Source organism: Roseovarius sp. A-2 (genome assembly GCF_002072155.1).
In the GTDB taxonomy this organism is placed as follows: domain Bacteria; phylum Pseudomonadota; class Alphaproteobacteria; order Rhodobacterales; family Rhodobacteraceae; genus Roseovarius.
Map to the genome: position 1 here is coordinate 260,320 of NZ_BDIY01000001.1, position 24,657 is coordinate 284,976.

Below are 24,657 nucleotides of genomic sequence, written 5' to 3' on the forward strand. Positions count from 1 at the left end.
CGTCAGCAATCGTGATCACCGATCCAGACCGATCCAGACCGTTGCAATCAGGCGGGGTCCATATACATCCACCTCATCCACTAAGGGCCAAATTCCCCCGCCCCAATGCACCGCGATGCGCAAGTTGGGCTCCGAGTCGTCTTTCTGCCGTTCCGCGCGAGGACGCTGGCTTCGTGCCCGGTCCCCTGCCTTCACCAGGGTGAGACCTCTAGCCGCGCCCCTGCGGGTGGGCGCGTGCATAGACCTCCATCAGGCGGGCGGTATCGACGCCGGTATAGGCCTGCGTGGTCGACAGCGACGCATGCCCGAGTAGTTCCTGGATCGCGCGCAGGTCGCCGCCCGCATTGAGCAGGTGGGTGGCGAAGCTGTGGCGCATGGCATGGGGCGTGGCACTGGCGGGCAGGCCAAGCTGGGCGCGGGTGCGCTCCACCACCTTTTGAACCGCGCGGGGCCCGAGCGCGCCGCCGCGCGCGCCGAAAAAGAGCGGGCCGGTGCGGGCGATGTCATAAGGGCAGATCCGCGCATACGCCGCCACCGCCATGCGGGCGGGCGCGATCACCGGGACCAGCCGTTCCTTGTTGCCTTTGCCGATGATGCGCAGCGTGTCGCCGATCGGCAGCGCCGCGCCGGTGAGGCCAAGCGCTTCGGAGATGCGCAGCCCGCAGCCATAGAGCAGCGTCACGACCGCCTGATCGCGGGCGGCGATCCACGGCGTGAGGGATTGCATTTCCAGCGTCTCGATCACCTCGCTCGCGGCCTCGGGCGAGAGTGGGCGGGGCAGCTTGCGCTGGAACTTGGGCGCGCGGATCGACAAGACAGCGGTCGGCTCGAAGCCCTCGCGCTCGGACAGCCAGCGATAGAAGCTCTTGACCGCCGAGAGCTTGCGCGCGAGCGAGCGAGAGCCGATATCCTGCCCCCTCGTGAAGGCCATCCAGGCGCGCATGTCGGCGGTACTGATCCGTGAAAGCGCGGCCAATCCTTGTGTCTGGCCGTGATGTTCGGTCATGAAGGCCAGAAAGCCCGCCACATCGCGCGCGTAGGCGTCGAGCGTATTGTCGGAGGCCCCTTTGAGCGCCTTCTGCCCCGCCAGCCAGCCCTGCAGGGCGTCGCGGGCGGCGGCCGAGATCATGACAGCCAGCGGCGCATCGTTCGCTCGAACACGCCTGCGAAGAAGGCCAGAAGGTCGGTGCCCTGCTGCGGGCTGAACTGATGCGGGTCCTCGGCCCCCATGACCAGCATGCCGGGCAGGCGATCCGCGCCGAAATCCAGGAGCAGACACGCCTCGGAGCGCACGAAGTTGGCGTCGCGGCCATAGATCCGCATGTCGCCCTCTTCGATCTGGCGCAGGGTCACCTGCCGTGCGGGCACGTCGCGCCCGCCCGTCAGATAGGATTTGATGAAGCCGGGTTCGGCCACCGAGAGCACATCACCCAGACGGCGCACTGCGGGATCGCTGTCGTTCTGCACCGATTCGAGCACGAGGCGCACCGAATCGACCCGCAGGATATGCGCCACCTCGCCGTCGAGATCGCGCAGGAAGGTCTCGAACTCCACCGGGTCGAGCATGCGCAGAATCGCGCGATGCACCTGATTGGTGCCGGCGAGATTTTCGTAGGCGGCGGCGATCACCGAGCGGTGCGTATCCTCGAGCCGGTCGAGTCGCGCCTCGAGCCGTTCCATCGCGATGCCGCGCAGATCGACGATATTGCCCCCCATGGCACGCTCATTCGCGGCTATGAGGGCGCGCATAAGGTCTTGATCGTCAAGGATAACATCGGGCTGCGCGATGATCTTTTCGCGCAGGTGATCATTCATCTCGGGCTTGCTGCTCATTGGGGCCTCGAATTTTCTTTTGGGTGTTATAGCACGAGGTTACAGGATTTTCTGCCCTGTTTTTTCCCAATCGGCCATGAAGGCCTCGAGCCCCTTGTCGGTGAGGACGTGGTTCGCCATCGCCTTGATCACCGCAGGCGGCGCTGTCATCACGTCGGCACCGATCTGGGCGGACTGGAATGCGTGGTTCACCGTGCGGATCGAGGCCGCGAGGATCTGCGTCTCGAAGCCGTAATTGTCGTAGATCTGGCGGATATCGGCGATCAGTTCCATCCCGTCGAGATTGATGTCGTCGAGCCGCCCGATGAAGGGCGAGATGAAGGTGGCCCCCGCCTTGGCCGCCAGGAGCGCCTGATTGGCCGAGAAACACAGCGTCACGTTGACCATGTTGCCCTCGCCCGAGAGCACTTTACAGGCCTTGAGCCCGTCCCATGTCAGCGGCACCTTGACGGCGATATTGTCGGCGATCTGCGCGAGTTTGCGGCCCTCGGCGATCATCTCGTCGGCCTTCAGCGCCACGACCTCGGCGCTGACCGGGCCCTCGACCATGCCGGCGATTTCCTTTGTCACTTCGAGAATGTCGCGCCCGGATTTCAGGATCAGAGACGGGTTGGTGGTGACGCCATCGACCATGCCAAGCTCATTGAGTTCGGCGATCTGATCGGTTTCTGCGGTATCGACAAAGAATTTCATGGGCCGGCCCTCTCTGGCGGGTTGGGTTGTTTCAGCTTCGCGTTTACCGCATAGATCAACCTGCCGAAACCCCTCATGACACCCAAGGCAAGGAGCCGCCCCGTGACTGAACAGCCGCCGGAGTTTCATCACGAAGGCGCGCTCGTGGCGGTTCTGACGGCGCAGCCGCTGGACGGCCCACTGGACTACCGCGCGCCCGAGGGGGGGTGCCTGCACGGCGCGTTCGTCGAGGTGCCGCTGGGGCCGCGCAAGGTGCTGGGCGTGGTCTGGGGCGCGGGGCGCGGCGGGTTCGATCTGAAGAAGGCACGCAGTATCATCCGGGTGCTCGATGTGGCCCCGATGCGCGCCGAAATGCAGGCGTTCCTGTGCCGCGCGGCGGACTACACGCTGACGCCTTTGCCCGCGATGCTGCGGCTCGCCACACGCGCGCCGGGGTTGAGCGATCCGCCCTCGATGCAGAAGATCTACCGGCCGGGCGAGGACGCGCCCGCGCGGATGACCGACGCCCGCGCCCGCGTACTGGAGGTGTTGCGCGCGCATGGCGGGCTGGGGTTCACCCTGCGAGAGTTGAGCGACATGGCGGGGGTGACGCCTTCCGTGGTCAAGGGGCTGGTGAAACAGGGCGCCGTGCGCGAGGAGGATACGCCGCGCGACCGGCCCTTTGCTCGGCTTGACCCGGATCTGCCTGCGAAAAGCCTGACCGGCGATCAGGCACAGGCCGCAGGTCGGCTGTGCGACGGGGTGCGATCGCGGGGCTACGGCACCACATTGCTGCGCGGCGTCACCGGGTCGGGCAAGACCGAGGTCTATCTGGAGGCGGTGGCCGAGACGCTGCGACAGGGAGGGCAAGCGCTGGTGCTCCTGCCCGAGATCGCGCTGACGGCAGAGTTTCTCACGCGGGTCGAGGCCCGGTTCGGCGCCCGCCCCGCCGAATGGCATTCCGGCGTCACCATGACCGAGCGGCGGCGCACCTGGAAGATGGTCGGGCAGGGGGCCGCGCAGATGGTGGTGGGCGCGCGCTCGGCGCTGTTCCTGCCGTTTCAGAACCTGCGGCTTATCGTGGTCGATGAAGAGCATGACAGTTCCTATAAGCAGGAGGATGGCGTGCTTTACAATGCGCGCGACATGGCGGTGCTGCGGGCGTCGCTCTGTGATGCGCGGGTGGTGTTGGCCTCGGCCACGCCGAGCCTTGAGAGCTGGGCCAATGCCGAGGCCGGGAAATACGAGCGGCTGGATCTGGAGGCGCGTTACGGGGCGGCGGTGATGCCGGAGCTGGCGGCGATCGACATGCGGGCCGAGACGCTGCCCTCGAACCGGTGGGTGTCGCCGAGCCTGCAGACCATGGTCAACGCCCGCGTGGCGGCGGGCGAACAGGCGCTGTTGTTTCTCAATCGGCGCGGCTATGCGCCGACCACGATCTGCCGCGCCTGCGGGCATCAGATCGGCTGTGAGCATTGCGATGCGCGGATGGTCGAGCATCGCTTTCAGAAGCGCCTGATCTGTCATCAATGCGGCGAGAGCGCGCCGGTGCCAACTGCCTGCCCGTCCTGCGGGGCTGAGGACCGGCTGGCCGCCGTAGGCCCCGGGGTGGAGCGCCTGGCGGAAGAGGCGGCCGCGCTTTTCCCGCAGGCGCGGATCGCGGTGCTGTCGTCGGATCTCTTCGGTTCTGCCCGCGCGCTCAAGGAGCAGATCGTGGAGATTGCCGAGGGGGCCGCCGACATCATCATCGGCACGCAACTTGTTGCAAAGGGACACAATTTTCCGCTGCTGACGCTGGTGGGCGTGATCGATGCGGACCTTGGCCTGCAGGGCAGTGACCTGCGCGCCGCCGAGCGCACGTTTCAACTGATGCGGCAGGTGGCGGGCCGCGCGGGGCGGGCCGAGCGGGCAGGACGCGCGGTGCTCCAGACCTATCAGCCCGAGCATCCGGTGATCCGCGCGATCCTGGCGGGTGACGAAGAAGGCTTCTGGCGCGCCGAGGCCGGGGCGCGGCGCGAGGCGGGGGTGCCCCCCTATGGCCGGATGGCGGGGATCATCCTCAGCTCACCCGACATGCAGGCGGTGTTCGATCTGGGATCGGAACTGGCGCGGCGGGACGGGCCGATCCGGGCGGTGGGGGCGCAGGTCTTTGGCCCCGCGGCTGCGCCGATTGCGCGAATAAGGGGGCGGCACCGGGTACGGTTGCTGGTCAAGGCGCCCAAGGGCGTGGCGCTGCAATCCGCGCTGGCGGCATGGGTGGGGCAACTGCGGTTGCCCGCGCAGGCGCGGCTGAATGTGGATATCGACCCGCAGAGTTTTTACTGAAACGACCCGAAAACCGGTATCTGTATCCTGTCTGTAGCACGTCGGTATTGCGTCGGTGCGTGGTGTTGCAAATGGCGGTTTCGTGAATAGATGATCCTTGACCTTGAAAACAGACCGAAGGAGAGCCCCATGGCCGACCGCACGACAAGTATCGAGAATTTGCAAACCGCCCTGTCGATGGAATTGACAGCGGTGCATCAATACCTGCTGCATACCCACACGCTGGAGGATTGGGGCATCGACAAGCTGGCCGCGAAGATGCGCGAGGAGATGCACGAGGAGTTGGGCCATGCCGGAGCCTTTATCGACCGGATCATGTTCCTCGGGGGAATCCCGAAGCTGGAGGCGGCCAAGACGCCGCATAAGGCCGAGAGCCTCAAGGCGCTCTTCGAGGCCGACAAGGGCGAGGAGGCCGGGGCGATCGAGTTCTACACCAAGGCCGCGCGGCAGGCCTTCGAGAGCGACGATATCGGCACGCGCGCCCTTTTTGAGCGGATCGTGCAGGACGAGGAGGGCCACTGGGAATGGCTCGACCTGCAACTTGACCTCTTGCGCAAGATGGGCGAGCCCGCCTTCATGACCAATTACATGAGCGGCACGAGCGCCGATCACGGCGCGGGCTGAGCGGCGGCTGTGCCGTCCTCCGTCCCCCCGCGCCCGGGTCATCCTCGGGTCAAACCCGGGGATGACGGACGTGGCCGAGAATGTTGGGTCTCCCGCGTCCTCCCGCACCCGGTGGACAGCCGTCCCCGCGCCCGCCTACACTCGATGTTGACGAAAACCGGGCTTTACTCGGGCGAGCGCGAGGGGCGGGCGGTATGGGCGGCATGAAGTTCAGCGGTGGCAATCACCTCTAATACGGCGACAACCTGAGCGTGCTGCGCGAGAGCACCGCGCGCGAGTTCGGTGGACCTTGTCTATCTCGACCCGCCGTTCAAATCGAACGCCTCTTACAACGTGCCGTTTCGCGGGCCGTCAGGGAACGAGAGCGCGCCGAGATCGGCATTTTCCTCACCCTGATCGAACCCAAGAAGACCATGATCGCCGAGGCGGCGGCGGGGCAGTTCGAGATGGAGGGATTCGAGCCGGTGCCGCGCATTCAGATCGTCACCGTTGAGGAGGCGCTTGCCTTGCGCGACGATGCGTTCAAGAAAGCGGCCCGCGAAGAGGATCGCGGGGCGCAGGGCGCGAGGATGACGGGACGCAGGGGTACGATTGACGGCGCTGGGTGGGGTAGGCGGGACGGCGCTTTCCTGGAAAGAAAGCGGGTCAAAATCTCTTGAAGATTTCGGATCTCGGGGGCCTGGCCTCTCGCCAAAGCCGCGCGTTGGGCGTAAGACCTGAGCATGAGTGCGCAATTCCCCCTTGGGCGCGCGCGGGATCTGCCGTTCTGGCGGCGTCCCGTCACGCTGCTGTTCCTGATGGCCGCCGCGATGCCGGTGGCCTTTGCCACGTGGTTGGCGCTGCTCAATAATTTCGTGATCGAGGTGGCGGCGTTCGACGGATCGGACATTGGCTGGCTGCATACATTGCGCGAGATTCCCGGCTTCTTTGCGGTGGGGGTGATCGCGCTCATTATGTTCATGCATGAACAGGTGCTGGGGCTGGTCTCGCTCTTGCTCCTGGGTGTGGCCACGGCGCTGACCGCGCAGTTCCCGAGCCTTGGCGGGATCCTGACGGTCACCATGCTGAGTTCCATCGGCTTTCACTATTTCGAGACGGTCAATCAGTCGCTGCAACTGCAATGGCTGGATAAACTGCGCGCGCCGCAGATGCTGGGCTGGCTTCTGGCGGCAGGGTCGGGGGCCACGCTGGTCGCCTATGTGCTGATCGTGCTGACATGGCGGGCGTTCGATATCAGCTACAACACGGTTTACATGATCTCGGGCGGGTTCACCGCCTGTGTCGCCGTATTCTGCCTGATCGCCTATCCGAAGTTCGAGGCCCCCAATCCGCAAATCAAGAAAATGGTGCTGCGGCGGCGCTACTGGCTGTATTATGCGCTGCAATTCATGTCCGGGGCACGGCGGCAGATTTTCTTCGTCTTCGCGGGCTTCATGATGGTCGAGAAGTTCGGTTTCGAGGTGCATGAGGTGACGGCGCTGTTTTTGATCAACCTTGTGGTCAACATGGTGGCGGCTCCGTTGATGGGGCGCGCGGTGTTCCGTTTTGGCGAGCGCAACACGTTGGTCTTTGAATATGTCGGGCTGACGCTGGTATTCCTGGCCTATGGAGGCATCTATTTCTTTAGCTGGGGCGTGGTGCTGGCGGCGACGCTCTATGTGGTGGATCACGTGCTGTTCTCACTGGCGCTGGCACTCAAGACCTATTTTCAGAAGATCGCCGATCCCGGGGACATCGCGCCGACCGCTGCCGTGGCGTTCACCATCAACCACATCGCGGCGGTGTTCCTGCCGGCCCTTCTGGGCTATCTGTGGTTGGTCTCGCCTGCGGCGGTGTTCATGGCGGCGGCGGGTATGGCCTGTGTGTCGCTGTGCCTTGCGTTGCTGATTCCGCGCCACCCGGAGCCGGGCAACGAGACGGTGTTTGCGCGGTTCATCCCCGCACCCGCCGAATAATCCCCAAGAGTTGAGGCCGACATGCCGACCTATACCGCGCTCACCACACTATCTGACAAACGCCAAGCCGAGGCGCTGGCCGAGGCACTGGAGGGGCTGACGCCTGAGCCCACAGGCGTGGGGGCCTTCGAGATGGAGGACGGATCGGGCCTGTGGGAGATCGGGGCCTATTTCGAGGAGGCCCCGGACGAGGCGGGGCTGGCCCTGCTGGCGACGATCCACGAGGCGCGGCCCTTTGCCGTATCGGAACTGCCCGAGGTGGACTGGGTCGCCAAGGTGCGGCGCGACCTGAGCCCGGTCGAGGCGGGGCGGTTTTTCGTCTATGGCAGTCACGATGGAGACCGCGTGCCGGAGGGCTGCGAACCGCTCTTGATCGAGGCGTCGATGGCGTTCGGGACGGGGCATCACGGCACCACATTGGGCTGTCTGCGCGCGCTTGACCGGTTGGCCGGGGCAAGCTTTGTTGGGCGTTCGGTGCTTGATCTGGGCTGTGGCACCGCCGTTCTGGCGATGGCGGCGGCGCGGATCTGGCCGGGGGTGGTGCTGGCCTCGGATATCGACGCGGTCGCGGTCGAGGTGGCGCAGGCCAATGTCACGGCCAACGATCTGGGCGACCGGGTGCGTTGTGTCGAGGCGACCGGGCTCGATCATCCCGAGTTGCAGGCCGCAAGCCCCTATGACCTGGTCTTTGCCAATATCCTCAAGGGGCCGCTGATCGCGCTCGCCCCCGAGATCACGGCGCGGCTGCGGCCGGGCGGAAAGGTGATTCTCTCGGGCATCTTGAACGAGCAGGCCGACGAGGTGATCTCGGTTTATGCGCAGGCTGGAAACAGTCTCGATCATCGCGAGGGCATTGGTGACTGGACGACGCTGGTGTTGTCTAAAAACCACTGAAAATACGTCGAAAATTGGACCGATCCAAATTTCTTGCCTTGTTATGGCCATAATTGAGGCGTAGTTTTTTCTCAATCGCGGTGGGGGTCGTGATTAGGGAAATGTTGCCATGAGTGATGTGCGTCAAGGTTTTCAGACCCGGCTCCGGTCGATCAGTCGCAAGCGTGCCCGTTTCGAGCGCGGATATGTCGGCAAGGTCGGACGCGACGGCCTCATCGTCTTCAAGCCCCGGCGGCGGATGCCGATCATTCCGCTGCGCGGCCTGCTGTATCTCGTTCTCGGATTCGTCTTCTTCAAGGCTGTCGTGCTCGCCCATCTCGGGTCGGTGACCTACGAGGAACGCATCGCGCTACTGGCCGAAGGCAGTCATGTCGAGCAGGCGGGCGCGCTGGTGATGCAGCCCGACCCGTTGACGCTGATCATGGCGCGCTATCTGGCACCTGTCCTGCGCTGATCCGGTCAGCACACAAGAAAAAGCCCTGCGCAGGTCATGCCTGTGCAGGGCTTTTGCCGTTTTGACGGGGCGGGACCGCGCGCTGTGGCATCACAGGCTGCGGGCGACGGCGTCGATATCGCCACGGCTCAGGCCGATATCGTCAAGTTCGCGGTCCGACAGTTGCGACAGCGCGTTGCGCGTGGCGCGGCGTTCGTTCCATGCGGAGAGCGTGGCGACGATGCGCGAGACGAGAGCGCCGAAACCGGCGTGAGAGGCGTGGGTGCGGGTGGTGTCGAGAGCGGCCATGAGCGTGTTCCTTGGCTGGGTGGGTACGGAGAAATTCCGTTTCTGCAGTGCAGCTAGTCAGACATCCTCGTTACCGCAAGCCGGGATTATTGCATAGTTCTTATGCATTCTCTGCATGGGTCGCATTGTGGCGTAAGATATTGTTTTAAAAATATATTATATTTTCACACCATAGTGTGATTCCGCCGGTGGGGGCAATTCTGCAACGCTTTGCCCCGGCGGTGTGCAAAATGAAAACTCGTATTCCCCTTGGTCTTTGTTCTTGTTTCGTGCTATTGCATCGGAAAACAGGCGGGCAGGGCTGATAAACATGCGGGTAATGGGCATAGATCCCGGGTTGCGCAACATGGGCTGGGGCGTGATCGACGTGGAGGGCAGCCGCCTGAGCCATGTTGCAAACGGCGTCTGCCATTCGACCGGCGCGGACCTCGGCGCGCGGTTGTTGTCGTTGCATGAGCAACTCACGGACATCTTTCATCGCTATGATCCGACCGCGGCGGCGGTCGAGCAGACCTTTGTCAACAAGGACGGGGCGGGCACGCTCAAGCTGGGGCAGGCGCGGGGTATCGCCCTCTTGGTGCCTGCGCAATACGGGCTGAGCGTGGGCGAATACGCGCCCAATTCGGTCAAGAAGACGGTGGTGGGCGTGGGCCATGCCGCCAAGGAGCAGGTGGCGCATATGGTCAAGGTGCAACTGCCGGGCGTGGTGCTGGCCGGGCCGGATGCGGCGGATGCGCTGGCGATTGCCATTTGCCATGCGCATCACGCGCGCTCGGGCGACATGCTGGCGCGCGCAGTGGCGAGGGCGGGCGCATGATCGGGCGGATTGCCGGGCGGATCGACTATCGCGCGAGCGATCACGTGCTCATTGACGTGCGCGGGGTGGGCTATCTCGTCTATTGCTCGGACCGGACGTTGTCGTCGCTGCCGGGCGTAGGGGGGATGGCCGCGCTTTATACCGATCTGCTGGTGCGCGAGGATATTTTGCAGCTCTTCGGTTTTCCGACGCTGGTGGAGAAGGAATGGCACCGCTTGCTGATGAGTGTGCAGGGGATCGGGGCCAAGGCGTCGCTGGCCATTCTGGGTGCGCTCGGCCCCGATGGGGTCAGCCGCGCGATTGCCATCGGCGATTGGAACGCGGTGACGGCGGCCAAGGGGGTGGGGGCCAAGACCGCACAGCGCGTGATTAACGAGTTGAAGGACAAGGCGCCCACGGTGATGGCCATGGGCAGCGCGCCGCCGCCCGCGCAGGACGCGGGCGAGGTGATCGAGGCGGAGAGCGTTGCCGCCCCCGTCGCGGCCCCGGTGGTGCCTGCGGGCAATGGTGCGCAGGCCGAGGCGCTGTCGGCGTTGACCAATCTGGGCTATGCCCCGGGCGAGGCGGCGGGCGCGGTGGCGCAGGCGGCGGGTGAGACGGCGCAGGCCGACACCCCCGCGCTGATCCGCGCGGCCCTGCGCCTGCTGGCACCGAAAGGCTAAGATGTGAGCGACCCGGACCCGACATTGCGCGCCGAGGCACTGCCCGAGGATCAGGACCGTAGCCTGCGGCCACAGGCGCTGTCGGAATTCATCGGGCAGCGCGAGGCGCGGGCCAATCTGGCGGTGTTCATCCAATCGGCGCGGCAGCGCGGCGATGCGATGGATCACACGCTGTTTCACGGGCCGCCCGGTCTGGGCAAGACGACGCTGGCGCAGATCATGGCGCGCGAACTGGGGGTGGGGTTTCGGATGACATCCGGCCCGGTGCTGGCAAAGGCGGGGGATCTGGCGGCGATTCTGACCAATCTGGAGCGCAACGATGTGCTCTTCATCGACGAAATTCACCGTCTCAACGCTGCGGTGGAAGAGGTGCTTTATCCGGCGATGGAGGATTTCGAGCTTGATCTGGTGATCGGCGAGGGGCCCGCCGCGCGCACCGTGCGGATCGAGTTGCAACCCTTCACGCTGGTCGGGGCGACGACGCGGCTGGGGCTGCTCACGACGCCGCTGCGCGACCGGTTCGGCATTCCGACGCGCCTGCAATTCTACGAGATCGACGAGTTGCACGAGATCGTGCGGCGCAATGCGAAGCTGCTGAACATTCCCACCGACCCGGATGGCGCGCGCGAGATTGCCCGCCGCTCGCGCGGGACGCCGCGCATCGCGGGCCGACTGCTGCGCCGGGTGGTGGATTTCGCGGTGGTCGAGGGTGGTGGCAAGATCAGCCGGGAACTGGCCGATGCCTCGCTCACCCGGTTGGGGGTGGATCATCTGGGGCTGGATGGGGCTGACCGACGCTATCTGCGGCTGATTGCCGAGGCCTATCAGGGCGGTCCGGTGGGGATCGAGACCATGAGTGCCGCGTTGAGCGAGAGCCGCGACGCGCTGGAAGAGGTGATCGAGCCGTTTCTCTTGCAACAGGGCCTCATCCAGCGCACCCCGCGCGGGCGGATGCTGGCGCAGGGGGGCTGGACACATCTGGGGTTGCCAGCGCCGGGACCCAAAGGCCAGAGCGATCTGTTCGGCAAGTGACGGTGCCCCGGGGCAGGTGCCGGATTTGAGTATTTTTGCCATAAAGAAACATGGGTTTGCGGGATCGGGGCGGGCCTGCTAGAGCGAGGCCGCAACGAAAGGCTGACCGATGAGCGAGACCCTGAACGCGGATGAGATCGAGGAACTGTTTACCCGCAGCGACGGGACGTTTCTGTTTGCCCGCTGGGGGCGGCCCATCGCGCCGATCGTCTTTGGCGTCGATGACCGGACGCTCGGGATCGTCAAGGGCGCGGTCGAGGCGGTGGTGGCGCTGGCGGGACACAAGATGGCTGAGACCGACCCGGAACTGGGCGCGAACCTGATGATCTTTTTCTTTCGCGACTGGGAAGAGTTGCGCGAGGTGCCGGATATGGACCGGCTGGTGCCCGATCTTGATCCGTTGGTGGACCGGCTGGTGGCGGCGGGGGCCAATCAGTATCGCGTCTTCCGGTTTGACGCCGGCGGCGCGATCCGGGCGTCCTTCGTGTTCCTGCGGATGGACGAGGAATTGAGTGCGGTGCCCGCCGAGACGCTGGCGCTGAGCCAGATCGTGCAGACCATCCTGCTGTGGTCGGACCGTGCCTTTACCGACAGGTCACCGCTGGCGGCATTGCCGGGAGGTGAGCTGATGCTGCGCCCCGAGATCGGCGCGCTTATTCGGGCGGGCTATGACCCGGTGCTGCCTGCCGTCGCGCAGGACCCGAGCCACGCGCTGCGGCTGAGCGCGCGGCTGACCGTGCTGTAGCGCGCGGCGCGGGTTTGACACGCATCAAGGCGGGCCGCGCGCGTTACGGCTAGACTTGGCGTCATCTTACCAACAAGCGCGAGGGACCGCCACGTGACACAGACAGAGGCCTTGGACGGCACGCCCGACACCGACATCACCCCCACCGCCACCCGCCCGCAGGATACGACCGCGCTGCGGCTGGCCTTCGAGAACGGCGACTACCCCTATGCGACCCGGCTCAGCCGCCGCAGCTATGAAGCGCAGAAGGCGAAATTGCAGGCCGAATTGCTCAAGGTGCAGCTATGGGCGCAGGAGACCGGCGAGAAATTCGTGCTGCTGTTCGAGGGGCGCGACGCTGCCGGTAAGGGCGGCACGATCAAGCGCTTTACCGAGCATCTCAACCCCCGCACCGCGCGGGTGGTGGCGCTCAACAAGCCGACCGATCAGGAGAGGGGCCAGTGGTATTTCCAGCGCTATGTGGAGCATCTGCCCACCGCCGGAGAAATCGTGCTTTATGACCGGTCGTGGTACAATCGCGCCGGGGTTGAGCGCGTGATGGGGTTTTGCGAGCCGCATGAATATCTCGAGTTCATGCGCCAGACGCCCGAGTTGGAGCGCATGCTGGTGCGCTCCGGCATCCGGCTCTTCAAGTTCTGGTTCTCAGTCACGCAGGGCGAACAGCGCGCGCGCTTCGCCAGCCGCGAGACCGATCCGCTGAAACACTGGAAGCTGAGCCCGATCGACCGCGCCAGCCTTGACAAGTGGGAGGATTACACCGAGGCCAAGGAGGCGATGTTTTTCTACACCGACACCGCCGATGCGCCCTGGACCGTGGTGAAATCCGACGACAAGAAGCGCGCGCGGCTCAATTGCATGATGCATTTCCTCAATTCGCTGGATTATCCGGGCAAGGACCTGAAAGTGGCGCACGCGCCCGACCCGCTGATCGTCTCGACCGCGCAGCATGTGCTGCACAAGAGCGATCATATCCTGGGCAAGTCGCTGCATCCCGACGGTCGCAAGCCGCGCTGATTTTTGCTGATCAAGGTCGAGGCTGGTGCGAGAGCGCTTGTTCGTGTGGGGCGGCCCGCGTAATCATGCGCCCATGATCTGGATCCGCCGCACCGCGCTTGCCCTTTGCCTCTGCCTGCCCGTCGGCAATCTTGCCGCGCATCCGCATGTGTTTGTCGATGTGGCGCTGGAGTTCACCGGCGACGGGGAGGGCAATCTGGCCCGCGTCGAGGTGACGTGGAGTTATGACGATTTCTTCTCGTTGCTCATTCTCAGCGATATGGGGCTCGACCCCGATGGCGACGGGGTGCTGTCCGAGGAGGAACTGGCACGGCTCAAGGGCTTTGATCTGGTGGAATGGCCCGAGGGGTTCGAGGGCGATCTCTATATGCATCACGGTGGTGACAAGATCGCGCTCGACCATCCTGTGCCCACTGGCATCGCGCTGGAGAAGGGCCGCATCGTCGCCACGCATGAGCGCACGTTCGGCCCGGTGCCCGGTGACGGGCTCAAGGTAGAGGCCTATGATCCGACCTATTACGTGGAGCACACGCTGACCGGCCCGATCCGCCTGCCGCAAGGATGCAGCTACACGATACGCGAGCCGGATCTCGACGCGTCGCAACGCGCCTTCCGCGAGATGCTGGGGCAGCTTAGCGCCGAGGAGCAATATGAGGGCGTCGAGGTGGGCAATCTCTTCTCGCAGGCGATGGTTCTGTCATGCGCCGCCCCGTCCTGAGCCTTGCGGCCCTTGGCCTGCTTGCGCTGGTGATCTGGCTTTGGGGGTTCGGCGGGGCCGGGGCGGTGTCGGCCTGGGCCAATGCCGGGCAGGCCGAGACGCAGCAGGCGATGGCGCGGCTGTTGCGCAGCCTGCGGGCGGGCGATCCGGGGGCGCTGACCGGGCTCATGGCGCTGTGTTTCGCCTATGGCTTTTTCCACGCGGCGGGGCCGGGGCATGGCAAGCTGCTGATCGGCGGCTATGGCATGGCCGCGCGCGTGGGGGCATTGCGGCTGTCGGGGCTGGCGCTCGCCTCCAGCCTGGCGCAGGCGGGATCGGCGGTGCTGCTGGTCTATGCGGGGGTGTTCGTCTTTGATCTCACGCGCCAGCGCATGACCGGGCTGGCCGAGGATATCATGGCCCCTGCCAGCTATGGCGCGATTGCTGCCGTGGGGGCATGGCTCGCGCTGCGCGGGCTGCGGCGGTTGCGGGCGGCGCGGGTGGTTCGGTTCGATCATAGCCACGACCACGACGGCACCTGCTCCAGTTGCGGGCACAAGCACGGCCCCACGGCGGATGAGGCGGCCGCCGTCACCGGTTGGCGCGATGCGCTGGCGCTGATTGCCGCCGTGGCGATCCGGCCCTGCACCGGGGCGCTGTTCCTGTTGATCCTGACATGGCGCATGGGGCTGGAGATGGCGGGCATCCTCGGCACCTTTGCCATGGGGCTGGGCACGGCGAGCGTGACGCTCGCGGTGGCGCTGGCCGCGGTCACGCTGCGCGAGGGGGCACTGGCGCGGTTTGGCGCGGGGCAGGGGGGTGGCCTTGCCCGCGCGCTGCCGCTCCTGGAGATTGCGGCGGGTGTGGTGATTGCGGCGCTGGCGCTGCAACTGATGCTGGCGGTGCTCTGAGAGGGCTTGCGCGCGCGCACCGCCCCGGCTAACGCCAATTCCATGCAACACCGTCTTTCATATCGCCAGCACGCCCGCGCCGTTATGGGCCTTGGCCTGCCGCTGGTGGGCAGCCACGTGGCGCAGTTCGCCATCACGCTGACCGATGCGTTGATGCTCGGCTGGTATTCGGTCGAGGCATTGGCCGCCGAGGTTCTGGGCGGTACGATGTTCTTCGTGGTCTTCATCATGGGCTCGGGCTTTGCCTGGGCGGTGATGCCGATGGTGGCCTCTGCCGAGGCCAGCGGCGAAGGCGCGCAGGTGCGCCGTATCACACGTATGGGGCTTTGGGCGTCGGTGCTCTTCGGTCTTGTCACGCTGCCGCTGATGCTGGGCTCGGAGACGGTGTTCGGTGCGCTCGGGCAGGCCCCGGCCACATCGGCGCTGGGGGCCGATTACCTGATCATTGCCGGTTGGGGCATCCTGCCGGCGCTGATGGTGATGGTGCTGAAATCCTATCTCGCGGCGCTGGAGCGCACGGCGGTGGTGCTGTGGATCACGCTGGCGGCGGTGGCGATGAATATCGTGGTCAACTACCTGTTGATCTTCGGCAACCTGGGATTTCCGGAACTCGGCGTGCGGGGGGCGGCGGTCGCGTCGCTCAGCGTGCATATCGGCTCGCTTCTGGCGCTGATGGTCTATGTGCGGCTGGTGGCCCCCGAGCACGCGCTTTTCACCCGCCTCTGGCGCCCGGACTGGGAGGCGCTGGGCCGCGTCTTTCGGCTTGGCTGGCCCATCGGCATGACCAATCTGGCCGAGGTCGGGCTCTTCGCTGCGGCCTCGGTGATGATGGGATGGCTGGGCACGCTGCCATTGGCCGCGCATGGCATCGCGATGCAGGTGACATCGGTGGTGTTCATGGTGCATGTCGGCCTGTCGAATGCCGCAACGGTGCGCGCGGGGCAGGCCTATGGGCGTGGCGACGGGCAGGGGCTGCGCGACGGGGCGCGGGTGGTGCTGGGGCTGTCGGGGGCGGTGGCGCTGGTGACGATGATCCTGTTGCTGACGGTGCCGGAGCCGATGATCGGCCTGTTTCTGGATCCCGGTGACCCCGACCGCGCCGCGGTGATCGAGATCGGGCGCGGGCTGCTGGCGGCGGCGGCGCTGTTTCAACTGCTCGATGCGGCGCAGGTCATGGCGCTGGGCCTCTTGCGCGGGGTGCAGGATACCCGGGTGCCGATGGTGATCGCGGCGCTGAGCTATTGGGCCGTCGGCGTGCCGGTGAGCTATGTGTTGGGGTTTACCCTCGGCTATGGCGGGGCGGGCATCTGGCTCGGCCTCGCGGCGGGGCTGGCGCTGGCGGGGGTGTTCATGCTCTTGCGGTTCTGGGGCTGGTCGGCGCGCGGCGTGTCACCGGCCTGAGCGGGGGGCGCAAGCCGTTTGCAAACGGCTTGCACGCGGCGTGGACGCCGCGTCAAAGGCTTTTGCAAAAGCCTTTGGAGCAAGACGCGCGGGTGTCACGCGCCGGTATCCGCCGGGCTGGCATTGAGCAACCCGTAGCGTTCGGCGCCGAGATCGTCGAAGAGGTCGATCTGGGTTTCCAGAAAGTCGATATGGCCTTCTTCGTCGGCGATCAGCGTCTCGAACAGGTTCTTGGAGACGTAATCGCTCACGCTCTCGCAATGGTCGCGCGCCTCGATATAGAGTGTGCGCGCGTCATGCTCTGCGGCGAGGTCCGACTCGAGCGTCTCGCGCAGGGTCTGTCCGATGCGCAGCGGATCGAGCTTTTGCAGGTTCGGATGCCCGCCGAGGAAGATGATCCGCTCGATCAGCGTGTCGGCGTGGTGCATCTCCTCGATGCTTTCCTCGCGCGACTTGGCGGCGATGCGGCCATAGCCCCAGTCCTCTTGCAGGCGGTAATGCAGCCAGTACTGGCTGACGGCGGTCAGTTCACTCCTGAGCGCCTGATTGAGATAATCGATGACCTTGGCGTCGCCCTTCATATGCGTCTCCCCGGGTGGTGGCGCGGCGGAGGCCGCACAATTGCATAGGTATCCCGAGGCTATCTGCCTTGCGCATGGTGTCAACAAAGAGCGGCAGGCATCCGCCGCAATCGGCGCGTTTGCCCAATGCGCGGTAGACTTTGCCAGGGGTGATCAGCGTGTCGGGGTCTGAGGCGCGCATCCAGTCCATGGCCCGATGAATGTCATCATCGGAGATCGCCATGCAGTGACAGATCATCATCGGGTCGTGCTCCTGTGCCTCAGTGTCGGGTCGTGTTTGCCGGGTCGGGGATGCTCTGCGCCCGCTGGCGCAGTAGCGCACGGTGCAGGGCGAGACCAAACCGGCCGGCCGCATCCACCAATGGCATGATGCCGCGCGGCGCGACCAGCAGGCTGGCCAGCATCAGCGCATCCTCGCGCTCGCCCAGTGCCGCCTCTTCGACGAAGCGGGCAAAGGCCGCCTCGTCGAGCCCCACGCAACGGCATTGCGGCGCGTGACAGCGCAGCGGGCGGCGGATATGCGGGCCCAGAACCTCGGTCAGGTCCTGCAACGCCTCGAAGGCGGCGCAGGCAGGGGCATTGGCCATCTGCGTGCGCAGCAGGCCAAGGGCGGCCGAGGCCCCGCCGCGATTCCACTGGCGCAGACAGGCGATGACCATGCCCGGCAGGCCGGTCATCTCGTCGATCCGCGCCACGGGCGCGTCGGGGGTGAAGGTGCGCGCATGTTTCATTTCGTGAGGATCAGCTTGCCCGCGCGGGTGATGCGCAGGGTATAGACCTGACCGTCGAGCACGATCAGCGCGGTGTTCGCCCCGCCGGTGAGCGCGCGGGCGTCGTGACAGGCGGCCTCGGCCAGCAGGTCGGGTTCGGTTCTGGTTTGTGCGCGGATCATGTCTGAGCCCCCGCGTGTTCGGTCATCGGATATGCCATGCTGGTAAGTCCCTTTCGGTTCGCGTTTCGCCGGGCTCGCCTTGGGTCGGACTGGCTTGGCCCCTTATTTCTGACTTTTATCGTAAGGAATGTCAATTCCCGATAATTCCACTCGGGATTAATAAAAGCTGAATTCCCGCTGGCCAGACGGGGCTTTTGCGCGCTAGGGTTTTTCTGTCCCTGATGGGATCAAGCCGCGCAACCCGACCGGATCCAGCGATGACCCTTCAGGCGATCAAGCAGATGCCGCTCAGCCTGCCTGCGGCCTCCAAGACGGAGGTGCGCACGCAATTCGGCGCGCTGTGCTATCGAATGTGCGACGGCAAACCCGAAATCCTGTTGGTGACCAGCCGGGGATCGGGCCGCTGGATCATTCCCAAGGGCTGGCCGATGCCGGGTCGCACGCCCGCCGAGATGGTCCTGCGCGAGGCCTGGGAGGAGGCCGGTGTGCGCGGCGTGGCACATGGCGTGGCGCTTGGGCTCTATTCCTACACCAAGGTGGTCGGGCCCGAGCGCGGCGTGCCGTGCCTGGTGATGGTCTATCCGGTTCAGGTCAAATCCATGGCGGCCAGGTTTCCCGAGGTGGGTCAGCGTCGGCATAAATGGTTGCGCCCCAAGAAAGCCGCCAAACGGGTAGGAGAAAGCGAACTGGCGCATCTGATCCGCAGCTTCGATCCGCGCAAGCTGGGGATATAGGCCACGCCGACTGCGCTTGATATTGGCCGCGCAGGGCGTAATTATGCGTGGATGATCAGATGGATCGAATGATGATACAGTTTTCGCTGAAATGCGAGGCGGATCACCGCTTCGACAGTTGGTTCAAGTCGGCGACCGCCTTCGACACGCTGCATGCCGCAGGCATGGTGAGTTGCCCGGTCTGCGGGTCGACCCGTGTAGACAAGGCGTTGATGGCCCCGCGCGTGCAGTCGGGCGGCACAGGTCCGGAGGAGGCCCGCGAGACCGATTGCACCCCCGTCGCGGAGGCCCTGGCCAAGTTGCGCCGCAAGATCGAGGACACGGCAGATTATGTCGGCGTGGATTTTGCCCGCGAGGCGCGCGACATGCATGACGGGCTGACGCCCGAGCGCAGCATCTATGGTGAGGCCAAACCGGAAGACGCGCGCAGGCTGATCGAGGACGGCGTGCCGGTCGCGCCCTTGCCGTTCCTTCCCCGGCGCAAGGCGAACTGACCCCGAGAAGAAAGGCAATCCCCATGCATATCGTCATCACCGGTGCCAATCGCGGTATCGGCCACGCGATGGCCGAGCGCGCCCGTGCCGCCGGGCATCAGGTCACTGGCACCGCGCGGGAGCCGGTTGATGATCTAGTTGCGCTCGACGTGACCGATCCGGTGTCCTGCGGCGCGCTGGCCGAGCATTTGCAAGACCACCCCGTCGATCTGCTGGTCTGCAACGCGGGCATCTATCCCGACAAGGGCCAGCCGCTGGAAACTGGCTATCCGGCGGCGATGTGGGCCGAGAGTTTTGCCACCAATGTCACGGGCGTGTTCCTGTGCATCCAGAGCCTGCTGCCCAATCTGCGCGCCGCGCAGGGTGCCAAGATCGCCATCATTTCGAGCCAGATGGCCAGTCACACCCTCGCACCGGGCGGCAGCTATATCTACCGTGCCTCCAAGGCGGCAGCGCTCAATCTGGGGCGCAATCTCGCCGCCGATCTGGCGCCCGAGGGGATCGCCGTGGGCATCTATCATCCCGGCTGGGTGCGCACCGATATGGGCGGCGACGCGGCTGAGATCTCGGTGGATGAGGCGGCCGACGGGCTGCTTGCGCGTTTTGCCGCGCTCGACATGGCCGCGACCGGCTGTTTCCAGACATGGGACGGGCGTGATCACCCGTATTGAGGCGGGGTGTTTGGGCGATTGGCCTGGAGTGCTCGTTGCACGCGGCCAGCCGATGCGTTTCGCGCGGGATGCGGCAGCGGCGGCTTCAGGCCAATCTGTCCCACCCCCAAACCGCCGCACGCAAATTCCCCCGCGACACCTGCGCACTTGCGCGCGCGTGCGACCATGCGTAAACCCCGTCCGGTGAAAAAGCCTCAGGATCGCGCACATGCCCGTTCTCGTGATGAAATTCGGCGGCACCTCGGTCGCCAATATCGACCGCATCCGGCGCGCCGCCAAGCGCGTGGGCGTCGAGGTGGCCAAGGGCTATGACGTGATCGTCATCGTCTCGGCCATGTCGGGCAAGACCAACGAACTGGTGAACTGGGTGGGCGAAATTTCGCCGCTTTACGACGCGCGGGAATACGATGCAGTGGTCAGCTCCGGCGAGAACGTGACCGCCGGGCTGATGGCGCTCACCTTGCAGGAAATGGATATTCCGGCGCGCAGCTGGCAGGGCTGGCAGGTGCCGCTCAAGACCAACTCGGCGCATTCCGCCGCCCGGATCGAGGATATCCCGCCCGACAATATCAACGCGCGTTTCGCGCAGGGCATGCGCGTGGCGGTGGTTGCGGGGTTTCAGGGGATCAGCCCCGAGGGCCGCATCACCACGCTGGGGCGGGGTGGTTCCGACACCACCGCCGTGGCCTTTGCCGCGGCGTTCAATGCCGAGCGCTGCGACATCTACACGGATGTCGACGGCGTCTATACAACCGATCCGCGGATCAGCTCCAAGGCGCGCAAACTGGACAAGATCGCCTTCGAGGAAATGCTGGAACTGGCCTCGCTCGGGGCCAAGGTGCTGCAAACCCGCTCGGTCGAGCTGGCGATGCGCTACAATGTGAAACTGCGCGTGCTCAGCAGTTTCGAGGAACAATCGGATGAGGCCGGCACGCTTGTCTGCGCCGAGGAGGAAATCATGGAATCGAATGTTGTCAGTGGCATCGCCTATTCCCGGGATGAGTCAAAGATGACCCTCGTCTCGGTGGCGGACCGGCCCGGCATTGCGGCGGCCATCTTTGGGCCGCTGTCCGAGGCGGGGATCAACGTCGACATGATCGTGCAGAACATCGCCGAGGAAGGCCGCACCGACATGACCTTCTCTTGCCCGACCGATCAGGTCAAACGCGCCGAACAGGCGTTGCAGGCGGCCAAGGAGGCGGGGCAGATCAACTATCACGACCTTATCGCCGACACCGACGTGGCCAAGGTCTCGGCTGTGGGCATCGGTATGCGCAGCCAGTCGGGCGTCGCGGCGCGGATGTTCAAGACGCTGAGTGACGAAGGTGTGAACATCAAGGTCATTGCAACCTCTGAGATCAAAATTTCCGTTCTGATCGACCGGAAATACATGGAACTCGCGGTTCAGGCCCTGCATGATGCCTTCGAGTTGGACAAATCGGCCTGAGTCTGCGCGCGGCGCGCCGGGCAGGCCGGCCCTGAAACGGCCCCGGGGGGACCGCCACCCATGAGAGACAGCTTCAAGACCGACAGCCGCCAGATGCTAGGCCGCCTGCGTGCGATCATGGCAGAGGATGCGGGCGGGCAGATGCGGCTCGACCAGATTACCCGGCTAATTGCCGAGGAGATGCATACCGAGGTCTGCTCGATCTATCTATTCCGCGACGAGGATACGCTGGAGCTCTGCGCCACTGAAGGGCTCAAGGCGGAGGCCGTGCACCAGACCCGAATGCGGCTGGGCGAGGGTCTGGTGGGCCGGGTCGCGCGCGCGGGCGAGGTGATCAACACCGACAACGCCCCCGCCGCCAAGGGCTTTCGCTTCATGCCCGAGACCGGGGAGGAGGCCTATTCCTCCTTTGCCGGGGTGCCGGTGCAACGACTGGGTGAAAAACTGGGCGTGCTGGTGGTGCAATCGAAACAGGCGCGGCAGTTCTCCGAGGAAGAGATCTACGCGCTCGAGGTGGTGGCCATGGTGCTGGCCGAAATGGCCGAACTGGGCGCTTTCGTGGGCGAGGGCGACGCGATGTCGGCCCGCCATAGCCAGGCGGTGCTGTTTCGCGGGGCCTGCGGGCAGGAGGGTGCGGCGCAGGGTCATGTCTGGCTGCACGAGCCGCGCGTCGTCGTCACCAACCCGATCGCCGAGGATCCCGCGCGCGAGCTCGAGCGCCTGCACGAGGCGGTCGAGACGCTGCGCGTCGGCGTCGACCGGATGCTCAGTTCCGCCAAGGGTGGCGAAAAAGAGCATCTCGACGTGCTCGAAGCCTATCGCATGTTTGCCAATTCCAAGGGCTGGATGCGCCGGATGGAGGGCAATATCGACAGCGGTCTCTCGGCCGAGGCGGCGGTGGAAAAGGAACAATCCGCCGCCCGCGCGAGGATGAGCCAGGTCAGCGACGCCTACCTGCGCGAACGGCTGCATGATCTCGACGATCTGAGCAACCGCCTGCTGCGCATCCTGACCGGGCAGGGCCACGAGACCGGCGCGGAAATGCCCGCCGACCCGATTCTGGTGGCGCGCAATATCGGCCCCGCAGAATTGCTGGATTACGGCCGCAGCCTCAAGGGGGTGGTGCTGGAGGAAGGCGCGGTTGGCAGTCATGCCGCCATCGTCGCCCGCGCGCTCGCGATCCCGCTGATCATTCACGCGGCGCGGATCACCACCGAGGCGCTCAACGGCGATCTGATCCTTGTGGATGGCGATCAGGGTTTCGCGCATCTGCGACCGGGAGAGTCCGTCGTCTCGGCGTTTCGCGACAAGATGGCGATGCAGGCACAGGCGCAGGAGCGCTACGCCTCGATCCGCGACAAGCCCGCCGAGACGCTATGTGGCGCGCACGTCAAGCTCAAGATGAATGCCGGGCTGATGGCCGATCTGCCGAGCCTCGAAAGCTCGGGGGCCGAAGGGGTGGGGCTGTTCCGAACCGAGTTGCAATTCCTCATTCGCAACCACATGCCCAAGCGTGCGGAACTGTCGGAGCTTTATGCCCGCGTGATGGACGCCGCCAAAGAGCAGCGCGTGGTGTTTCGCACGCTCGATATCGGGTCCGACAAGGTGTTGCCCTACATGAAGGCCACCGACGAGCCCAACCCGGCGATGGGCTGGCGCGCGATCCGGGTGGGGCTGGATAAACCAGGTGTCATGCGGATGCAGCTTCAGGCGCTGATCCGCGCCGCCAAGGGGCGGCCGCTGACGATCATGTTCCCCTTCGTGGCGCAGCGTGACGAATTCACCGCCGCCCGCGCCGAGATGGACAAGGCCCTGGCCCGCGAGCGCATCCTCGGCCATCCGATCCCCGAAGTGATCGAGGTGGGCGCGATGCTGGAGACGCCGTCGCTCGCCTTCGCGCCGGATTCCTTTTACGCGGATGTGGATTTCCTCTCGGTGGGTGGCAACGATCTCAAGCAGTTTTTCTTTGCCGCCGACCGCGAGAACGAGCGCGTGCGCCGCCGCTACGACACGCTCAACGTGAGCTTTCTCAACTTCCTCGAAGGTATCGTCTATCGCTGTGCCACGCTCGACACCCCGCTCAGTTTCTGTGGCGAGGATGCGGGCCGCCCGGTCGAGGCCGCCTGCCTTGCCGCCATCGGGTTTCGCTCGCTGTCGATGCGCCCGGCGTCCATTGGCCCGGTCAAGAGCGTGTTGCGGCGCATCGACCTTGGCGAATTGCGCGACGTGATCCATGCCGAGCGCAGCGCCGGCGCGCAAAGCGTGCGCCCCGCAGTGATGGAGTATCTGCGCGAAAAGTTATGATGTGTGGATGGTATGTGGTGGATCTTGGCCTGAAGCGGACCTTCGCATCTAACACCAACGCGCAGAATCAAGGTGCCGCAGGCACCGCCGCGCAGCGGTCATGCCGAAGGCATGCCTGTGGCATGCCCGCCCCGCTTCCTTGTGCACCCCCGCACGCCCCCTGCGCGGTGCTACGGCTTATCTCTGCCGTCCTGCCACCCTACCTTCGCATCAAAGAAGGAGGGCATCATCATGGGCCAACTGGTCAACGGCGTCTGGCAAGACACTTGGTACGACACCAAATCGACGGGCGGAAAATTCGTCCGCTCGACCGCGAAATTCCGCAACTGGATCACCGCCGACGGCAGCCCCGGCCCCTCGGGTGGGGGCGGATTCAAGGCGCAAAGCGGGCGTTATCACCTCTACGTGGCCTATGCCTGTCCCTGGGCACATCGCGCGCTGATCTTTCGCAGCCTCAAGGGTCTGGAGGATCATATCGGTGTCTCGGTCGTGCATCCCGACATGCTGTCCGAAGGCTGGGAATTCCGCACCGATTTTGCCGGTGCCACCGGTGACCGGCTCTACGGGTTGCCCTATGCCCGCGACATCTATCTCAAGGTCGATCCCGAGATATCGGGCCGCGTGACCGTGCCGATTCTGTGGGATACCGAGCGCGAGACCATCGTCTCAAATGAGTCGTCCGAGATCATCCGCATGTTCAACTCGGCCTTTGACGGGATCACCGGCAACACCGACGATTACTGGCCCAAGGACCTGCGCGATGCCATCGAGCCGGTCAACGCGCGCATCTACGACACCGTCAACAACGGTGTCTACAAATCCGGTTTCGCCACCTCACAAGAGGCCTACGAGGCCGCTGTCTATCCGCTTTTCGACACCCTTGACTGGCTGGAAGAGCGGCTGTCGCAGAACCGCTACCTGATGGGCGAGCGGCTGACCGAGGCCGACTGGCGGCTCTTCACCACGCTCATCCGCTTCGATCCGGTCTATCACCTGCATTTCAAATGCAACCGCCACCGGATCGTCGATTACCCCAATCTCTGGGGCTATCTGCGCGAGCTTTACCAATGGCCGGGAGTGCGCGAGACGGTGGATTTCGACCATATCGTGCGGCACTACCATTACAGCCATGACACCATCAATCCGCACCGGATCATCCCGATCAACCCGCGCCCCGATTACGACGCGCCGCACGGGCGCGGCTGAGGGC

28 protein-coding genes are annotated in these 24,657 nt (G+C 65.1%); 20 read left to right on the forward strand and 8 right to left on the reverse strand.

All coding sequences use genetic code 11. The annotated features are described in order from the left end of the window. Positions 1-208: 208 nt before the first annotated feature. The 3 genes from BHD06_RS01305 to fsa are packed head-to-tail and all read right to left on the reverse strand — an operon-like array spanning position 209 to position 2,526. Positions 209-1,129, reverse strand: coding sequence for a tyrosine recombinase XerC (locus BHD06_RS01305; protein WP_080455165.1), 921 nt, complete (start codon positions 1,127-1,129; stop codon positions 209-211). Further along, positions 1,126-1,833: a DUF484 family protein gene (locus BHD06_RS01310; protein ID WP_080455166.1), complete on the reverse strand. Its 708-nt coding sequence runs from the start codon at positions 1,831-1,833 to the stop codon at positions 1,126-1,128. The genes BHD06_RS01305 and BHD06_RS01310 overlap by 4 nt, the downstream gene beginning before the upstream one ends. Positions 1,834-1,872: 39 nt before the next feature. Continuing rightward, positions 1,873-2,526, reverse strand: a complete 654-nt coding sequence (gene fsa, locus BHD06_RS01315; protein ID WP_080455167.1) for a fructose-6-phosphate aldolase — start codon at positions 2,524-2,526, stop codon at positions 1,873-1,875. Positions 2,527-2,628: 102 nt separating this feature from the next. On the opposite strand from fsa, the gene BHD06_RS01320 reads away from it, so the two are divergent. The 6 genes from BHD06_RS01320 to BHD06_RS01345 all read left to right on the forward strand — a co-directional run bounded on the left by BHD06_RS01320 (position 2,629) and on the right by BHD06_RS01345 (position 8,757). Continuing rightward, positions 2,629-4,830: a primosomal protein N' gene (locus BHD06_RS01320; RefSeq protein ID WP_376764833.1), complete on the forward strand. Its 2,202-nt coding sequence runs from the start codon at positions 2,629-2,631 to the stop codon at positions 4,828-4,830. Between the two features lie 129 nt (positions 4,831-4,959). Continuing rightward, on the forward strand, positions 4,960-5,454 hold the full coding sequence (locus tag BHD06_RS01325) for a bacterioferritin (protein ID WP_080455169.1): 495 nt from the start codon (positions 4,960-4,962) through the stop codon (positions 5,452-5,454). A 251-nt stretch (positions 5,455-5,705) separates the two neighbouring features. Beyond that, complete coding sequence (locus tag BHD06_RS23545) at positions 5,706-6,113, forward strand: hypothetical protein (RefSeq protein ID WP_176214235.1); 408 nt, start codon at positions 5,706-5,708, stop codon at positions 6,111-6,113. A 63-nt stretch (positions 6,114-6,176) separates the two neighbouring features. Next, complete coding sequence (locus BHD06_RS01335; protein WP_080455171.1) at positions 6,177-7,409, forward strand: MFS transporter; 1,233 nt, start codon at positions 6,177-6,179, stop codon at positions 7,407-7,409. A 21-nt stretch (positions 7,410-7,430) separates the two neighbouring features. Continuing rightward, complete coding sequence (locus BHD06_RS01340; protein WP_080455172.1) at positions 7,431-8,303, forward strand: 50S ribosomal protein L11 methyltransferase; 873 nt, start codon at positions 7,431-7,433, stop codon at positions 8,301-8,303. Positions 8,304-8,412: 109 nt separating this feature from the next. Next, positions 8,413-8,757 (forward strand): hypothetical protein, encoded by a 345-nt coding sequence (locus tag BHD06_RS01345; protein ID WP_080455173.1) that lies wholly within the window; start codon positions 8,413-8,415, stop codon positions 8,755-8,757. 90 nt (positions 8,758-8,847) lie between these two features. Here the strand turns inward: BHD06_RS01345 and BHD06_RS01350 are convergent, their stop codons facing one another. Beyond that, positions 8,848-9,045 (reverse strand): DUF1127 domain-containing protein, encoded by a 198-nt coding sequence (locus BHD06_RS01350; protein ID WP_080455174.1) that lies wholly within the window; start codon positions 9,043-9,045, stop codon positions 8,848-8,850. Between the two features lie 310 nt (positions 9,046-9,355). Between BHD06_RS01350 and ruvC the strand changes: the two genes are divergently transcribed. The 8 genes from ruvC (at position 9,356) to BHD06_RS01390 (ending at position 16,324) form a co-directional block, all read left to right on the forward strand. Further along, positions 9,356-9,862, forward strand: a complete 507-nt coding sequence (gene ruvC, locus BHD06_RS01355) for a crossover junction endodeoxyribonuclease RuvC (RefSeq protein ID WP_080455175.1) — start codon at positions 9,356-9,358, stop codon at positions 9,860-9,862. Next, a complete protein-coding gene (ruvA, locus tag BHD06_RS01360) occupies positions 9,859-10,524 on the forward strand; it encodes a Holliday junction branch migration protein RuvA (RefSeq protein WP_080455176.1) in 666 nt (221 codons plus the stop codon). The genes ruvC and ruvA overlap by 4 nt, the downstream gene beginning before the upstream one ends. A 3-nt stretch (positions 10,525-10,527) precedes the next feature. Then, on the forward strand, positions 10,528-11,556 hold the full coding sequence (gene ruvB / locus BHD06_RS01365) for a Holliday junction branch migration DNA helicase RuvB (RefSeq protein WP_080455177.1): 1,029 nt from the start codon (positions 10,528-10,530) through the stop codon (positions 11,554-11,556). Between the two features lie 109 nt (positions 11,557-11,665). Further along, entirely contained in the window at positions 11,666-12,301 is a 636-nt protein-coding gene (locus BHD06_RS01370) for a hypothetical protein (RefSeq protein WP_080455178.1), read from the forward strand. A 135-nt stretch (positions 12,302-12,436) separates the two neighbouring features. Next, a complete protein-coding gene (gene ppk2, locus BHD06_RS01375) occupies positions 12,437-13,315 on the forward strand; it encodes a polyphosphate kinase 2 (protein WP_254892295.1) in 879 nt (292 codons plus the stop codon). Positions 13,316-13,388: 73 nt separating this feature from the next. After that, on the forward strand, positions 13,389-14,033 hold the full coding sequence (locus BHD06_RS01380; protein ID WP_080455180.1) for a DUF1007 family protein: 645 nt from the start codon (positions 13,389-13,391) through the stop codon (positions 14,031-14,033). After that, on the forward strand, positions 14,015-14,923 hold the full coding sequence (locus BHD06_RS01385; RefSeq protein ID WP_080455181.1) for a nickel/cobalt transporter: 909 nt from the start codon (positions 14,015-14,017) through the stop codon (positions 14,921-14,923). The genes BHD06_RS01380 and BHD06_RS01385 overlap by 19 nt, the downstream gene beginning before the upstream one ends. Before the next feature lie 42 nt (positions 14,924-14,965). Then, a complete protein-coding gene (locus BHD06_RS01390; RefSeq protein ID WP_080455550.1) occupies positions 14,966-16,324 on the forward strand; it encodes an MATE family efflux transporter in 1,359 nt (452 codons plus the stop codon). A gap of 95 nt (positions 16,325-16,419) precedes the next feature. Here the strand turns inward: BHD06_RS01390 and bfr are convergent, their stop codons facing one another. From bfr to hemP, 4 genes are read right to left on the reverse strand one after another with little or no spacing between them, the layout of a single operon-like run. Continuing rightward, entirely contained in the window at positions 16,420-16,905 is a 486-nt protein-coding gene (gene bfr / locus BHD06_RS01395; RefSeq protein ID WP_080455182.1) for a bacterioferritin, read from the reverse strand. Further along, positions 16,853-17,146 carry a bacterioferritin-associated ferredoxin gene (locus BHD06_RS01400; RefSeq protein WP_080455183.1) on the reverse strand — a complete coding sequence of 98 codons (294 nt, stop codon included), beginning with the start codon at positions 17,144-17,146 and terminating at the stop codon, positions 16,853-16,855. The genes bfr and BHD06_RS01400 overlap by 53 nt, the downstream gene beginning before the upstream one ends. A gap of 19 nt (positions 17,147-17,165) precedes the next feature. After that, positions 17,166-17,636: a hypothetical protein gene (locus BHD06_RS01405; RefSeq protein ID WP_080455184.1), complete on the reverse strand. Its 471-nt coding sequence runs from the start codon at positions 17,634-17,636 to the stop codon at positions 17,166-17,168. Continuing rightward, a complete protein-coding gene (gene hemP, locus BHD06_RS01410) occupies positions 17,633-17,797 on the reverse strand; it encodes a hemin uptake protein HemP (protein ID WP_080455185.1) in 165 nt (54 codons plus the stop codon). The genes BHD06_RS01405 and hemP overlap by 4 nt, the downstream gene beginning before the upstream one ends. 257 nt (positions 17,798-18,054) lie before the next feature. On the opposite strand from hemP, the gene BHD06_RS01415 reads away from it, so the two are divergent. The 6 genes from BHD06_RS01415 (at position 18,055) to BHD06_RS01440 (ending at position 24,653) form a co-directional block, all read left to right on the forward strand. Continuing rightward, positions 18,055-18,531: an NUDIX hydrolase gene (locus BHD06_RS01415; RefSeq protein WP_254892272.1), complete on the forward strand. Its 477-nt coding sequence runs from the start codon at positions 18,055-18,057 to the stop codon at positions 18,529-18,531. A gap of 68 nt (positions 18,532-18,599) precedes the next feature. Further along, positions 18,600-19,025, forward strand: coding sequence for a DUF1178 family protein (locus BHD06_RS01420; protein ID WP_307718118.1), 426 nt, complete (start codon positions 18,600-18,602; stop codon positions 19,023-19,025). A 23-nt stretch (positions 19,026-19,048) separates the two neighbouring features. Continuing rightward, complete coding sequence (locus tag BHD06_RS01425; RefSeq protein WP_080455186.1) at positions 19,049-19,696, forward strand: SDR family oxidoreductase; 648 nt, start codon at positions 19,049-19,051, stop codon at positions 19,694-19,696. Between the two features lie 208 nt (positions 19,697-19,904). Further along, complete coding sequence (locus BHD06_RS01430; protein ID WP_080455187.1) at positions 19,905-21,143, forward strand: aspartate kinase; 1,239 nt, start codon at positions 19,905-19,907, stop codon at positions 21,141-21,143. Between the two features lie 60 nt (positions 21,144-21,203). Continuing rightward, positions 21,204-23,447 (forward strand): phosphoenolpyruvate--protein phosphotransferase, encoded by a 2,244-nt coding sequence (gene ptsP / locus BHD06_RS01435; RefSeq protein ID WP_080455188.1) that lies wholly within the window; start codon positions 21,204-21,206, stop codon positions 23,445-23,447. A gap of 231 nt (positions 23,448-23,678) precedes the next feature. Next, positions 23,679-24,653 carry a glutathione S-transferase family protein gene (locus BHD06_RS01440; RefSeq protein ID WP_080455189.1) on the forward strand — a complete coding sequence of 325 codons (975 nt, stop codon included), beginning with the start codon at positions 23,679-23,681 and terminating at the stop codon, positions 24,651-24,653. The last annotated feature ends 4 nt before the right edge of the window (positions 24,654-24,657 follow it).